The organism is Christensenella timonensis (genome assembly GCF_900087015.1).
Lineage (GTDB): Bacteria > Bacillota > Clostridia > Christensenellales > Christensenellaceae > Christensenella > Christensenella timonensis.
In genome coordinates this window covers 1,520,647-1,534,641 of record NZ_FLKP01000002.1, presented here as the reverse complement: position 1 = coordinate 1,534,641, position 13,995 = coordinate 1,520,647, and the positions used below count along the sequence as shown (strand labels likewise).

The 13,995-nt window shown below is 48.8% G+C and carries 12 protein-coding genes and 1 tRNA gene; 2 read left to right on the top strand and 11 right to left on the bottom strand.

What is annotated here, in order from left to right:
• Positions 1-56: 56 nt before the first annotated feature.
• From BN6471_RS08725 to BN6471_RS08715, 3 genes are read right to left on the bottom strand one after another with little or no spacing between them, the layout of a single operon-like run.
• A complete protein-coding gene (locus BN6471_RS08725) occupies positions 57-1,538 on the bottom strand; it encodes a rhamnulokinase (RefSeq protein ID WP_066647812.1) in 1,482 nt (493 codons plus the stop codon).
• Between the two features lies 1 nt (position 1,539).
• Positions 1,540-2,172 (bottom strand): class II aldolase/adducin family protein, encoded by a 633-nt coding sequence (locus BN6471_RS08720; protein WP_066647810.1) that lies wholly within the window; start codon positions 2,170-2,172, stop codon positions 1,540-1,542.
• A gap of 26 nt (positions 2,173-2,198) precedes the next feature.
• On the bottom strand, positions 2,199-3,125 hold the full coding sequence (locus tag BN6471_RS08715; RefSeq protein WP_066647807.1) for a 1-phosphofructokinase family hexose kinase: 927 nt from the start codon (positions 3,123-3,125) through the stop codon (positions 2,199-2,201).
• Positions 3,126-3,219: 94 nt separating this feature from the next.
• Between BN6471_RS08715 and BN6471_RS08710 the strand changes: the two genes are divergently transcribed.
• Positions 3,220-3,308, top strand: a tRNA-Leu gene (locus BN6471_RS08710).
• A gap of 141 nt (positions 3,309-3,449) precedes the next feature.
• On the opposite strand, the gene BN6471_RS08705 is transcribed toward BN6471_RS08710, so the two are convergent.
• The 4 genes from BN6471_RS08705 to BN6471_RS08690 all read right to left on the bottom strand — a co-directional run bounded on the left by BN6471_RS08705 (position 3,450) and on the right by BN6471_RS08690 (position 7,597).
• Positions 3,450-4,691 (bottom strand): oxidoreductase, encoded by a 1,242-nt coding sequence (locus tag BN6471_RS08705; protein ID WP_066647805.1) that lies wholly within the window; start codon positions 4,689-4,691, stop codon positions 3,450-3,452.
• Between the two features lie 78 nt (positions 4,692-4,769).
• A complete protein-coding gene (locus BN6471_RS08700) occupies positions 4,770-5,552 on the bottom strand; it encodes a DeoR/GlpR family DNA-binding transcription regulator (RefSeq protein WP_066647799.1) in 783 nt (260 codons plus the stop codon).
• A gap of 120 nt (positions 5,553-5,672) precedes the next feature.
• On the bottom strand, positions 5,673-7,244 hold the full coding sequence (locus BN6471_RS08695) for a recombinase family protein (RefSeq protein ID WP_066647795.1): 1,572 nt from the start codon (positions 7,242-7,244) through the stop codon (positions 5,673-5,675).
• Positions 7,241-7,597: a helix-turn-helix domain-containing protein gene (locus tag BN6471_RS08690; RefSeq protein ID WP_046444706.1), complete on the bottom strand. Its 357-nt coding sequence runs from the start codon at positions 7,595-7,597 to the stop codon at positions 7,241-7,243. Before BN6471_RS08690 ends, BN6471_RS08695 begins: the two co-directional genes overlap by 4 nt.
• Before the next feature lie 98 nt (positions 7,598-7,695).
• Between BN6471_RS08690 and BN6471_RS12910 the strand changes: the two genes are divergently transcribed.
• Complete coding sequence (locus BN6471_RS12910; RefSeq protein ID WP_147554007.1) at positions 7,696-8,001, top strand: hypothetical protein; 306 nt, start codon at positions 7,696-7,698, stop codon at positions 7,999-8,001.
• Positions 8,002-8,068: 67 nt separating this feature from the next.
• Here the strand turns inward: BN6471_RS12910 and BN6471_RS08685 are convergent, their stop codons facing one another.
• The 4 genes from BN6471_RS08685 to BN6471_RS08670 all read right to left on the bottom strand — a co-directional run bounded on the left by BN6471_RS08685 (position 8,069) and on the right by BN6471_RS08670 (position 13,969).
• The gene (locus BN6471_RS08685; protein WP_235843846.1) at positions 8,069-8,851 is read right to left on the bottom strand and encodes an ImmA/IrrE family metallo-endopeptidase; all 783 of its coding nucleotides are present in this window, start codon (positions 8,849-8,851) and stop codon (positions 8,069-8,071) included.
• Positions 8,848-10,488 carry a restriction endonuclease subunit S gene (locus tag BN6471_RS08680; RefSeq protein ID WP_052740621.1) on the bottom strand — a complete coding sequence of 547 codons (1,641 nt, stop codon included), beginning with the start codon at positions 10,486-10,488 and terminating at the stop codon, positions 8,848-8,850. The genes BN6471_RS08685 and BN6471_RS08680 overlap by 4 nt, the downstream gene beginning before the upstream one ends.
• A complete protein-coding gene (locus BN6471_RS08675; RefSeq protein WP_242861854.1) occupies positions 10,485-11,534 on the bottom strand; it encodes an HsdM family class I SAM-dependent methyltransferase in 1,050 nt (349 codons plus the stop codon). Before BN6471_RS08675 ends, BN6471_RS08680 begins: the two co-directional genes overlap by 4 nt.
• Before the next feature lie 83 nt (positions 11,535-11,617).
• A complete protein-coding gene (locus tag BN6471_RS08670; RefSeq protein WP_066647792.1) occupies positions 11,618-13,969 on the bottom strand; it encodes a DUF262 domain-containing protein in 2,352 nt (783 codons plus the stop codon).
• Positions 13,970-13,995: the final 26 nt, after the last annotated feature.

Here is a 13,995-nt window from a genome sequence, read left to right as displayed (position 1 = left end):
ATGTGAACATCAAGTGAAAAGGAATAAAAAAACAGCCTGCAAGCAGGCTGTTTCTATTATTTTAATTTGGTAGCTTGTAAGAACAGTTTGTACTGTGCGCCTGCATCCTGCTGGCAGGATGGGATATATTCCTTGATTTCACACGAACGCGCACATACCTCCCGCGCTTCCCGCAGATCCTTTAAATAACCGCGTCCGATCCACTGTGTCAGGATATTTCCGATCCCTGTCGCATCCGCGGGGCCCGCCCATATCCTCTTGCCGGTAAAATCAGCCGTCAGCTGGTTCAGGAACCCATTCTGGCTGCCGCCGCCGATCACATGTATCCCGTTATAGCAGCGCTTGGTCAGCATTTCGATCTTTTCGACCACATAACGGTATTTGCATGCCAGGCTTTGCGTGACAATGCGTACCAGCTCCGCGTCGCTTTGCGGGATATAGCCGTTTTCCCGGCACATCTGCACGATCACGGCCGGCATATCCGCCGGTTCAAAAAGCCTCTCGTCATCCGGATCGATGAACGCCCCGTCGCATCTCACCTTGCTCGCCATGTCCGCAAGTCCGGCAAAAGTATATTCCTTGCCCTGCTGCTTCCATACGCGCACACATTCCTGCAATATCCAAAGCCCCATTACGTTACGGATATACCGCACACGGTTTTGTACGCCGCCTTCATTTCCGAACCCAGCCTCCATGCTTTCTTTGGTCATAATCGGCTTTTTGAGCTCCGCGCCCACCAAAGACCATGTCCCGCTCGAAATAAACAGGAAATCATCGTCTCCCTGTACGGGCGTCGCCGCTACTGCCGAAGCCGTATCATGCGCACCTACCGCGTAAATATCGGCCGGCTCTGTATGCAGCTCCTCACATATCTCCCGGGAAACGCGTCCCACCTTGTCTCCCGGATGGACAATAGGCGAAAATAAGTCCTGCCGCAATCCATAAGCCTTAAAGATATCATCATCCCACTTGTTTTCGAGGATATTGTACAGGTTGGTTACACTGGCGATCGTATATTCCGTATACTTCTTAGCCCCCATCAGGTAAGACAGGTAGTCCGGTACAAACAGCAGATCGTGCGCAAGGGCAAGGATATCGCCATCCTGTTCCTTTTGCGCCAGAAGGTGATAACAGGTCTCGAAACGCGCAAACTGCTGCCCCGTCTTTTGGTAGACCTCAAACTTAGGTATCAGCTTGTCCGCACGCTCGATCCAGCCTTCCGTCCTGCTGTCTCGATAGTTGCGCGGCGTTTCCAGCATCGTACCGTTCTTCGTCAGCAGCGCATAATCATTGCACCACGCGTCGATCGCCATGGACTGGATTTGTCCGCCGAATTCCCGCTGCGCCGCTGCATATCCCATTTTGATCTCGTCGAAAAGATGCAGGAAATCCCAGTAAGCACGTCCCTTTACGGGCACGATACGATTTTTGAACTGGTAAACCGGCGTAAAGGTTGCTTTTCTATTTTCGAGCGAGCCGACAAACAGCTTTCCGCCGCTTCCCCCAAGGTCGACCGCTAGAGCCAGGCTGTTGTCCATCTTAGTCCTCTATTTTTGCTGCCGCCATCCGAACCGCGCTTTCAAAAATATTGGCCATCGCGTCACATTCTACGCGCTCCACGATGCTGTATGCCTTGTTCAGCGTCGGACCTGCCGCCACGATACCGTGCTGCGGCAAAATACCTTCCAGGCCCATTTTCTGCGCCCGTTCCCTGTTCGCCATAAAGTATTCGTTCGTCTTGATGGCGAGGTCTTCCGTATACGCCCATGCCTGGTGGATGACGCCGCAGTCGCCCATTTTCATCGTTGCTTCCGTTACAGACGGGATCGGCTTGCTGAATGCCGCAAAACACATCGTAAACTGCGGATGCGCATGGATAACCGCTCCGAATTCCGGGAAATTCCTGAGAAGCAGGGTATGCATCCTGCTTTCGCGCGAAAGCTTCTGCGTCCCCTCGATAATGTTGCAGTCATAATCGATGATCATCAGATCCTCCGGATTGATGCAGCAGCGGTGGTGCTCCGACATCATGGACGGTGTGATCAAGACCCTGTTGTCCGCAACGCGCATAGAGACGTTGCCTCCCGCAGCATTGGTGAGTTTGCGGTCGTACAGATATTTGATGATTTCCAGCATTTCTTTTCTCTGTTCCATATAAGACAATTCGCACATTTTGATTTCTCCTGTTCTAATAAAAATTATAATTCTTCAATCATGACGTCTTTTTGCAGTTCTTTGGCTTTTGCTATATCAAAGCCCACCGTCTGGTTGCTCATCGCGCACGTTGCCGACAGCGCCGTGGAGAATGCAAGCATTTCCAGCACCGGCATTTCAGTATATTCCAGGCAATAAACCAGCCCTGTCAGCAATGCGTCGCCGCAGCCTGCCGTATTTCCGACGGGTACTTTCAGTCCATGCCCGCGGTAAGTTTTTCCCTGATAACGGAATACCCAGCCATCGCCTCCCATGGAGACCATGATCGCCGGGATATCCGGCAGTTCATCCAATGCCGTTGTCACGCCTGCGACGTCGCAGATTTCCCGTCCGGCCAGTTCGGAAAGCTCTTCCAAATTCGGCTTGATCAGGTACGGATGGTACTCGATCCCTTTTTTCATGAATGCCCCTGAGCTATCCAGATAAAGCTTCAATCCCATTTTTTTTGCGATCTGCAGCAGCTTGACCTGTACTTCCTTATCTTCAACGTTGGAAGCGTCGCCCGCAATGACCAGAATATCGCCCTTCGCCATATTTTGTTCCATCATAGCAAGGAGCTCCTGCGTCATTTCTGCGGTCAGCGTCGTGCCGCGTTCCGCCATAAAAGTACAATTCCTGTCGTTATCGACCACCAAATAGTTGGTGCGCGATTCGGGGGTTTCATACCACAGGTATTTCGTTTCAACGCCCGATCCCTCCAGAATGTCGATAATCTCTTTGCCCGTACCGCCAAAAGCGACGCCGAACGTACGATTTTCTACGCCAAGCAGGGAAAAGTTGTACGCAAGGTGCGTTCCCTTTCCGCCCATACATTTTTCCGTTTTTTGTATCCGGTTCATACAATCGATGTTGAGCGCATCCAGATAAATGATTTTATCCATTGCCGGATTCAATGTCACTGTATTGATCATATTTGCTCCTAGTTCCCTGCAAAACTTTTGTTTCGCATATTGTATTGCGCCTGCCGATGTGATAAAATATGTAAGCAGTTTTTAATCAGGCTGCGCCGAAGTGGCGGAATTGGCAGACGCACAGGACTTAAAATCCTGCGGGAGTTAAACCCCGTACCGGTTCGATCCCGGTCTTCGGCACCACGTCGCAGCGCACTACGCTGTGCTCAAGCCCTCGCTGGTTGCGAGGGCTTTTTTGCATGCTCCTTCGCTTCGCGGTTCCTTTACGTTTCCGCTTTCCCCAAAAGCCCGATACATTTGCACCGGGCTTTCCTTGTTTTACTATCAGGTATGGTTCTGTGTCAGTCTGCCTTTTTCCTTACGCAAGTTTACCAGCACATCCGTATAATACTTATTGTAGGTGCAGCAGCCAATGCGTTCCTGCCTTATCAACAGCTCGAGGCAATTGTCGCACAGCGTGCAGAAGTGGATATCGTCCTCTTTGCCCTGTTCCAGCTTTTTGGGCAGGAGCGGATCAGCAAACGACTGGCGTCCAAGGCCGATCATGTCCACGATGCCGCTTTCAATGTTCTTAGCGCCAACCTTAAACATGGTGTTTTCCTTTGGATCAACCATCTGCAGGTTCTTATTCCCCTTTCCCCATACGGAATAATTGGAGCCAATCAGCACTGTCTCCGGCTTCAGGACTTTCTTGAATTCCTTCTGCCAGTACGGGTGCAGGTATGCGATATAGGGGAAGTTCTTTTCCGCCTGTGTCAGCGTGACTGTAATAGACGGGCTTCCCGCCGACTGCACGATAAATTGCGCCCCGCGTTCTTCAAGGCCCTTGATCAGGTCAAGCGGCTCTGTCAAATCCATGATCGGGGAATCCGGGCCTTCCGTACCAAAACCGCCCGGGAATCCTTCCCATGCAGATACCTTAGAACCGATCAGGAAGTTCTTATCATTGATTTCCTTTGCGATCCTCTCATAAAGATCGAACGCAAAACGCCTTCTGTTTTCCCAACTGCCGCCATATTTCCATTTGCGTGTGTTGAACGGACGCAGGATCTGGGAACCAAGGTAGCCGTGGCACAGCTTCATATCGATACCGTCTGCCCCTACGTCGTGCGCGATCTTTGCAGCCAGTACAAAGTCGTCCATGATCTTATCCACTTCTTCTTCGGAAAGCAGGTCTCCGCCGTATGTATAGGACGGACAAACCGTGACCCTCCTGGAAAAATTCGGGTTGCTCAGTTCACCCGAATGCGTCAGCTGGAACACGCACAAGGTATCTTTGTTTACTTCCTTTAACTTTTTCATGAAGTTTGTGAGCGCCGGAACGTTCTTCTCCATGATCATCAACTGGTTCGCCCGGGAGCGGCTCTCCTGTGTGATCGAGATCGCCTCAAGGTCAATGAGGCCCCAGTCGCCTTTGTACAGGTTCTCATACCTTTGGTATGTAAGGTCGGTCGGATTTCCGTCCGCATCCGCATCGGTACATTCCATAGCCTGTACGAAAAACCTGTTCTTACATTCTCTTTCGCCGATTTTGACAGGTGCCAGCAAGGTTTCCTTATAACTCATTTTTGATTCCTCCTATAATTGATCGTCACAACAACTTGCCTTTTGATTTTCATTGAAAATCAGTACCTTTTATATAAATTACTTTTTATAGTCGCAGCAAATGATATCCATCCCTTTATTTGCCTCGCATAACAGATCCAGATAGTGTGGATCGGGGATACGGTCACAAATCAGTACGTCGCATGTATCGAGCCCTGCAAGCTTCACAGGCCCGGTCTTTTCAAACTTGGAATGATCCACCACACAATACGTTTTCTGGCTGACGCGCATCATATTGCGCTTAAAGGCAGCCTCGTTCATGCTGCCGTCCGTCAGCCCGTATTCGACTGAAAGCCCATGGCACGATACGAACGCCTTGTCCGGGATGAATTCCATGCACATATGGTTTGCCAGAGACCCGGAAAGCGACATGTTTTTCTTATTGAAAGCCCCGCCGCTGCAAATCACCGTCACATTGTTATCGATCGACGCCGACAACTGTAATATACCAATGGAATTCGTAAGCAATGTGACATTCATATCTTTCTCGATGTAACGCATGATGTTGATCAGCGTGGAGCTGTTATCGATATAGATCGTATCGTTCTCTTCCACATACTGCGCAGCCTTTTTACAAAGTGCCAGCTTTGTCGTATAATTTTGCATTTCCCGGACGAAAACAGGATATTCGAGCTCCTTCTTCTCCCCCATGACCGCACCGCCGTGCGTACGTACCAAAAGCCCTTGCAGCTCAAGCTCACGCAGGTCACGCCGGATGGTTTCCGGTACAACGCAAAGCATGTCGGCAAGTTCATTCACTTCCGCTTTTCCATTGGATTCCAGGAAATCGATGATTCTGCTTTTCCGTTCTGCTGCCAGCATGCCTCTGCCTCCGCGCCAGGTTGAGATATCAATTCAGTAGTTTCAATCATTCGCCCGAAATTGTTTGTTTCGGTTTGTTTTTGCCCGTTTACATTATAATATTCTAAAAACAAAAAAATGTCAATAGGTTTTACACCTTTTCATCAATTCTTTTTTAAAAGAAACTGGAAATATAAAAAAGACAAAAGCATTGATTACTTTTGTCTTTTCTGGTGCCGTTAAGCAATCCAAATCCGAACCCATAATCTTCCCGTCCAGCGCCGCTTTTAGGTCGTCAAAGGTGATGGCGGTTGTCCCTTCCTTGTAGTTGAAGGTAATCACCATTTTATCGTCATAGAGGAAAATGGCGTTGACGAAAGTATCAATCAACATCTTGCGGTGGGACTTATGCCGCACGTCCAGCTTACGGAAGCGGTGGAGCCAGAAGGTCATAAACTCGGCGCTCACCTTGGGCTTCGCCAGCTTTTCACAGGCTATCCGGATTTCCAGTTCCTCCCTCGTGGCCTCCAATTCCTCCAGCCGTCCTTTGGTGGACTTGGTTAGAATACCCTGTTGGATGGCGTTGAGCAGGTTTTGAATGGCAGTGTCGGCCTCCCGTAGCTGTTGCTCATACAGCGGCAAGTTCACATTCTCCCTGTCCTGCAACTCCATCAGCATGGACACGATGGCCTCAATGGCGGTATCGTCCATCACCAGCTTCATGGTTTCGCTGACTACCAAATCCTCAACCCATCCCTTCTTGACGGACTTCTTGTGGCACTCGGTACGCTTCTTTTTCACAGATACGCACTTGTAATAGTGGTGCACATTCCCTGTGCGGCTGGTGCCGCTCTCGCCGCAGAGATACGCCCCGCAATAGCCGCAGAACAGCTTGGTTGTCAATAAGTAATCGTCCTCGGCCTTGTGACGGGCCGGGGCCTTTTTGTTCTTCGCCAGCTTTTCCTGCACCCGGTCAAAGAGGTCTTGGGGGACGATGGCGGGTATGCCCTCCGGGACTACTATTTCCCGGTAGGTATACTCCCCGATATAGCGGCGGTTGTTCAAAAGGTGCTGGACGCTATTATAGGTCAGCTTTTGGCCCCTCGTATTCTTCACGCCTTGCTCGTTGAGCCAGTCCCGGATTTGGGTCATGGTGTCCCCCTCGTCGTAACGCTGGAAGGCTTCCAGTATAAAAGGGGCGGTCAGCGGGTCAGGCTGGAAATGCCGCTCGCTGTCGATTAGATAGCCAATAGGGAGGGTGCCACCGTTGTACTTGGTCTTTAAGGCGTTCTCCGTCATGCCTCGGACTACCTTCTCGGACAGGTCGGCGGAGTAGTATTCGGCATACCCCTCCAACACGCTTTCCAAAATGATGCCCTCGGCCCCGTCTGAAATGACCTCGGTGGCGGACACGACTTTCACGCCGTTCTTTTTCAGTGTGGCCTTGTACCGGGCGCTGTCGTAGCGGTTCCGGGCGAACCTGTCCAGCTTCCAGACAATAACCATATCGAACAGGCGTTTGCCGCTGCCTTTTATCATGTTCTGAAACTCCGGGCGGTTGTCCGTCTTAGCGGAAAAGGCCCGGTCTATGTAGTGGCGCAGGATGGTGATGCCGTTCTTCTCGGCAAAGGCGGTACACTCCCGGATTTGGCCCTCGATACTTTCTTCCCGCTGGCTGTCGGAGGAATAGCGGGCGTATATCACAGCTTTCATTTCTTACCCTCCCGCAACATCGTCAACAGGGTTTTCTTCAAGCGGTCGTTCATGGGCGATTTAGGGTCAAAGCACATCTCCACAAACTTTTCCATCCCCGGGTCGCTTTCCTCAAACTTGGGCTTGCACTCGTACAGCTTGCCCTGTGGGTCATCGGTGCGCCCCATAATATAGTCCAGCGACACATCAAAATAATCTGCATAGCGCACAAGGGTTTCATAGCTGGGAGAGGACTGGTCTTGCTCGTAGCGGTTTAGGCTGGACTGCCTTACACCTACAATTTCCCCCATCTTTACCTGTGACAGCCTTGCACTTTCCCGCAGGCTTCGTATTCTTTCTGCAACTACTTTCAAGCAAATCGCCCCCTATCTGATACTATAATTATACCACAATACGACATATATTCCAACATCAAAATCGCATAAACAAAACGCATTTTTTGCGTCTCAAAGTGCAACCGCAATCCCTCGTCCCGGCCCGCAGGCCGAACAAAGAAGCGGCGCACATCGGCCCGTGGGGTGGGCTGATGTGCGCCGTTTCTTTGGGTTTTGGAGGGGTGGGGACACAGGCGCAGAGATGCGATCTGTGGCCACACGCCGACAAAACCGGGGTTTCCAAAGGGGTACCCTTTGGCACACGACTTTGCAAAGCAAAGTGTAGTGTGTTATACCTGCTGGCGCGGCTGACGAGGGAAACGGGGGTGTCGTGTATGGACACGCCCGTTTTCACCGGCAGGAAAGCGGACAGGTTTTTGTGAACGGAAGTGAACAAAAATCCTGTTCGGTTTCAGAGAGCGGCGGCAGGTATACTTGCTTGTGAGCCGCTTACCATCTCAAAATTGTCATCGCCACGCCGTGTTCCCAATCGCCCCTTGTCCACTCATAAAGTTGAATAGATGAGTTGGGCCTCAAGAACCATTTTGTAGAATCACTTACTTCAAAAGCATTTTGATTTCGCTTTGCTGTGATTGCCTCGTAGGACACAGTACCCGGCGGAACCTGTTTCAGTGCTGGCAATTTGCGGCGGGCCGCTGCGGAAGCTCTTATTTCTGTAATCAGATAGCCTTGACTGCGAATCACAATACAAGGCTCTTTTGTGAATTCAAGCAGACGATTACAGCAGGCGTGCTTTGAAACATAGAACTGTCGGGCAAGGTTGTTGATGAGGGTATAGTCTAAAACCGCGCCCGCCATGCTAAGGTAAAACTGTTCTTCCGGCATCAGTAAAGCCGATGCAAAACGATTGGCTTCTGTTTCTTTGGAATGAATGCCGGTTTGCATATCCTCCGGCGAACAGCGAAAACCTTGCTGCCCATCAGAGAAATAAGTTGGGGAATGCTGCAAAAAATGGTGCCCTAACTCATGGGCAAAAGTAAAATTGATGCGTCCTGTGTTATGGATAAATGTATTGATGAGTATGGCGCGCTTCTCGCCGCGAAACAACAGTAGACCGCTGAGATTCGGATCATCGGGAAGTTCTTTTTTGCCCACACGAATGTTTTGTGATTTTGCTATCTCATCTAAATGGAGGGCGGGTGGATCGGTGATTCCCATACTTGCCAAAACCTGTTCTACTTTTGCCGCAGGAGTTGGGACAACGTTCATCATCCATCCTCTCCAAACAAATCTTCAATCGCTTGCTTTGCCTGGTCGGACATACCCTCCACTTCCCCGCGAGCGGCCATCGCAATCGGTTCATCTTTTTCTTTTGGTACCTCTGGAAACGGTATCACATTATCATGGCAGATCGGCGGTTCGGCAACATGCTTTAATTCGTCGCACATAGCCATCAGCTCATTTACTTTGGCAACTATGCGTTGCTGTTCTGCAATCGGAGGAAGTGGATATAATGTATTTTTCAATATTTCATTATTGATGTTCGCAATGTTGGTTGTCTGAGTGGACGAAATATTGAAGGCTCCAGTAGCTTGCATATACTTAAAAGCATAATAAGAATAGGCAGCTATTATTTCGCCCAATGGACGGAGTGTGGTAAGAAATCCTCCAAAAGTTCTTTTCTTGTTTTCACGCCAAATACATGTTTTTCCGACAAGTTCTCTCGAATTTGCAGTCGACATAATAATGTCGTTTTCCTTTAGCCACTGGTCTTCACGCTTAACGTATTCGATTGGAATGAATACATCTGCGGCTTCATTGTATTCCTTTTGAACCGATCCCGTCGTTGCACAACGCGCCAATCCAGCACCGATTTGGTTATGTTTAGCAGCAGACGGAAAAGTTATACCTCGAATAATTTGATGAATGTCACCAATATGACACCACACCCATCCATCTGGCAGGTCATACGGTATTTCATCTTCCGAAATCGGTGGCAGGGGCTTTTCTTTTTTGAGTTTGCCCTCTTTGATAAGTATAGCCTTTTCAGCCTGTATCCGGTTGAGCAATTCGGATGCAGGCTCATCGTTTTTATCCTGCGGCACCAGCTTGCCTTGTACTGCCGCCTGCAAAATGGACTTTGGCAGATAGTCAAAAAAGTGTTCTTCCAGAGCATCCAATTCTTTTTCAGCGGCCTCTAACTCGTCACACATGGCCATTAACTCGTCAACTTTAGCGACAATGCGCTGCTGTTCGGCAAGAGGTGGAACGGAAAATGGAAACATTTTAAGATAGCTGGTAGGCACACGCTGCTGTCCAGCTGTGCCAGTCATGTTCTTGGCAGCGACCGTGATAAAAACTGGACTTTTCAAAAATAAAAGCAGATACTGAGAATCTACCAAGATACTTCTCAAAACATGAAGCTCTGTTGTGCCTGCTCCGTATCCAGATAAGAGATTATGTGCAATGCAAGATTTCCCGTTTTGAAAACATGGCGTAATCTTAGCAAGCAAAACATCGCCTTCCGCAAAATGAGAAAAATTACTTTTTACTTCTTCCCAAAATCTAATTTCCTGCTGATGCCCACCGAAGTATTCCTGAGAAATCAATGACATGGGGAGAAAGGAAACTTTTATCTCATCGCTTAAAGAATTTCTTGGATTAATTACCGTTATATCACCGACATGACACCATGTCCAGCCATTTGGCAAGTCATATGGAACTTCATCCTCTGTAATTGGCGGCAAAGGCTTTTCTTTTTTTAGCTTACCATTTTTAACAAGTGCAGCTTTTTCAACCTGTATCCGTTTGAGCAATTCGGATGCAGGCTCATCGTTTTTATCCTGTGGCACCAGCCTGCCCTGAACTGCCGCCTGTAAAATTGCCTTTCTCAAATCTGCGGCTTTCATAGCATGTCCTCCTGCGTCATGGCAGCAGAAATGCGCCCTAAGATTTCCTCAATGCGGGCGGAAAGAACGGCCTTTTCATTTAGATACTGCGGAATAAACTGCTCCGGCGGCAAGATTTCTTCTGTATCATGCGGGAAACCGCAGAAATCCAGATTATAGTCAGCGGCGGCGATATCTTCCGCTGGCACAAACTGCGACACATCGCTTTCCACTTTGTTTTTCCACCAATCACGTACCGGCTGGAAGTGCTCATCCAACATGGGGCGGGTTTTGGAAAAATGTTTATACCCCTTTGGCGTTTCCAGTCGGTAGTACCAGATGCCCTTTGTAGGAGTTCCCTTTGTGAAAAACAGCAAGTTAGTGTTGATGTTTGTATAGGGAGCAAATACGTCCTTGGGCAAGCGAACAATGGTGTGTAGATTGCATTCTTCCAGCAACTTCTTCTTGATGGCAGCTTTAACACCAGTCCCAAACAGAAAGCCATCTGGCAAAACGAGGCCACAGCGTCCACCGTCTTTTAGGAGTGCCATCATGTGCACCAAAAACAAATCGGCAGTTTCAGAGTTGCGCAGCTCTGCGGGAACAGACTGCGAAATCGCTTTTTCCTCTGCGCCGCCAAACGGCGGATTGGTGACAATAACATCCACCTTGTCCTTCGCTGTATAATCTGTCGTAGGGGTGCGCAGGGTATTATCGTGGCGAATATCGGGCACATCAATGCCGTGTGCAATCAGGTTGGTGACGCAAAGCAGATACGGAAAAGGCTTTTTCTCAATGCCCTTAATCGTGCGTTGCAAGGTTTTATATTCCTCGGTTGTGTTGACAGTAAAACGATCAATTACGCTGGTCAAAAATCCGCCTGTTCCACAGGCCGGGTCTATCTTCATACCGTCTTTGATACAATGCCTATCTGTGACAGTGCGGTCAAAAGTAGCCGGGAAAGCCTGAAATAAAGGCTTTTCTTCGGTTCCGGAAGCCCGGCTTGCGACATTCAGATACACAAAAAGAGGAAATGCTCCTCTCTGTAATGTTGCTGCTGTTCCCAAAGTGCACCCCCTCCTTTCTGTGAAATCCTGTAATCGTTAAAAAGTGTATATATCGTTAAAAGGTTTGATAGTCGTTAAATGGTTCAATTCTCCTCCTCGTAGCCAAAATGTTCTCTTACCCTATCGTGTGTGGTTTTATCGCTGAGCATATAGGCGACCAATGGAACACTGGTCATTCCCTTCTCCCAGTAGCCGTCTGCAGGGTCAGTGACATACTTCTTCCAAGCAATTCCTATAAAGACCTCTTTATTGGGATCCAGCTGTTTCTTGGCTTCTTCTGAAATCCACGGTGTATCGCTTATTGGTGTAGATACGCCGTCGACCTGAACCGTAAAGTTCTTCATAGGCACAGCTGTCGAAGTGCACTCACCGATACCGACAAAGCCAGATCCAGCAATATGGCAGAAAACCGTATCACCGACCTGTACGTTATAGATTGACTTTCCACTTCCACCAAGGTTAGCGGAGAGGAACCCGTACTTCAGAGCATCTGCCCAGCTCCGGTTCGCATAGCCTACAGTAAACTCACGGCCTTTGACATTTTTGAAGAGCTGCTTCTCTTCTTCGTCGGACCATCCTCCAGCCAGCTTTTTGATATCATCTGCGTTCCAGATGTCGCTGGCCATCTTCATATAGATTTCCGCACGGTCCGAGATACTTGTCTTGCTAAATACAGGAATTGAATGCATGCCATACTCGTTCGCAACCTCAAGGAACTTCGGATTATTGTGGTAGGCATTGTCGTTCAAGGCCTGTGCTAGCACATTGTCCCCGGCATACTTCTGCACTTTGTCAGAATAATTCATTGCTTGATAGCTGCGGTTCTTATCTCTGGTAAGGAGGATCAGGTTACCGATCTGATTCCTCGTCTCCTCAAAATCCTCATAATCGATAAAAGAATCCTTGTAGTCCTCATACTTGTCCGGAAGGATGTGCTCAATATCGTATGTATTACCCTGCCGCTTCCGATCTACATACTCCTCAAAATGTGACGGATTGCCCATCCTCACGTTGACGTAAGAGGTGAAGCGGGCAAGGATATGGAGCATATACCGTCCGGAGAACTGGTTCAGACTGAACTTTGTAATACCCTCCACACCGATATCCATCTGACGAAGTGTCCGCACAAAAAACATGCCAATCGTCTTGATATCCTCGTTACGGATAGCCTGCATCACATGGAAGAGCAGGTATTTATTGGTATTCCAATTGACCTTGCGGAAATTCAGAATACGGATCGTAGCAAAGTCATCCACGAATTTTGTGACCATCTGGATCTTTGTTTTCACGAGATCGTCGGTATCGTCATTCTTCACAGCCGCAATAACCAGCATCGTCTGCCACGAGAGATCACGGTTCGTGTTATAAAAAGCCTCTTCATATCCGGCAGTGAGCTTCTCTCCATACTGCTTCATCCGAAGGTAGAGATTTGTAACCCGCGTCATCTCCGTGAGCACAAACTCTTTGAAATCTTTCGGCTTCTCAAGCCCCATCTTCTGCTTGGCATTGTTTCTCACCCAGGTGTGAAACTTCTCACCTAGCAGCTCATAGTCCTCGTCTTTAGCGCCTTTCTTTGTCTCGCGGAGGGAGTTTGCATACTTGGCCCTAAGCCAGACTGAGATAAAGTCCACGTCCTCGGTATTCACTACTCCGCTGGTGTCATAGGACGAGGCATCCTTGATCCTGTTGATGTTATCCTGCCATACATGATTAACAGAAATTCTGTCTTCCTCTGCCACCTGCTGAATGATATAAGCCTTCAGCATCTCAGCGCTGTTCAGACTAAGGCCGCGATCATTCATTGTCAAAAAGATCGTGTGTGCTTCATCCTCAGAGGGTGTATCGATCTCAAGAAGCAGCACTTTCTCGATCAGCCAGTAGATAAAATATGGTAGAGCCTCTCCTTTCAGGTCATCCGGGAAGTAATCCACAATGTCCTGATAACGGTCGACCATGGTCTTGGTACTCTCATTTACAGGAGTATATGTCGAATCCTCCTGAAGAAGCGCCTGCATACAGGCCTCACGTTCCTTCACATCAACATTGAAGCTCTTCTTCCCGAAGTGGTCCGAATAGATCAGGGTATCCAACTTCACAATTCTGTCGGGGTCCGCTGCCGTCTTTTTCTGAAGATTATTCAAGTAAATCAGGAGCAGCGTCAATGACGTCAGTCGCTGCTGGCCATCAATGATTTTCTTTACAGAGCCACCAGTGCAAATGATGCAGCCCATGTAATAGAAGCCATACCGCATGACCTCTTCTGGTGTATCATGGTCATCCGGATTATAGAACTCCTCAAAGGTGCTCTGAAAATCGTCAAGCATCTGAGTGATCTGCTTCTGCCCCCAGCGGTACTCTCGCTGGAAATAGTCAACAGTATATTTTCGCTCATTCAGAATCGTCTTGAGCGTATCTGTTTTATCTATTTTCTGCATTGCTATACCTTTCTATCACAGCTCTT

Coding starts and splice junctions, on each gene's coding strand:
- BN6471_RS08695 (WP_066647795.1), bottom strand. CDS start 7,244: ATGAAAGCTGTGATATACGCCCGCTATTCCTCCGACAGCCAGCGGGAA.
- BN6471_RS08670 (WP_066647792.1), bottom strand. CDS start 13,969: ATGCAGAAAATAGATAAAACAGATACGCTCAAGACGATTCTGAATGAG.
- BN6471_RS08715 (WP_066647807.1), bottom strand. CDS start 3,125: ATGATCAATACAGTGACATTGAATCCGGCAATGGATAAAATCATTTAT.
- BN6471_RS08685 (WP_235843846.1), bottom strand. CDS start 8,851: ATGATGAACGTTGTCCCAACTCCTGCGGCAAAAGTAGAACAGGTTTTG.
- BN6471_RS08725 (WP_066647812.1), bottom strand. CDS start 1,538: ATGGACAACAGCCTGGCTCTAGCGGTCGACCTTGGGGGAAGCGGCGGA.
- BN6471_RS08700 (WP_066647799.1), bottom strand. CDS start 5,552: ATGCTGGCAGCAGAACGGAAAAGCAGAATCATCGATTTCCTGGAATCC.
- BN6471_RS08705 (WP_066647805.1), bottom strand. CDS start 4,691: ATGAGTTATAAGGAAACCTTGCTGGCACCTGTCAAAATCGGCGAAAGA.
- BN6471_RS08680 (WP_052740621.1), bottom strand. CDS start 10,488: ATGAAAGCCGCAGATTTGAGAAAGGCAATTTTACAGGCGGCAGTTCAG.
- BN6471_RS08720 (WP_066647810.1), bottom strand. CDS start 2,172: ATGTGCGAATTGTCTTATATGGAACAGAGAAAAGAAATGCTGGAAATC.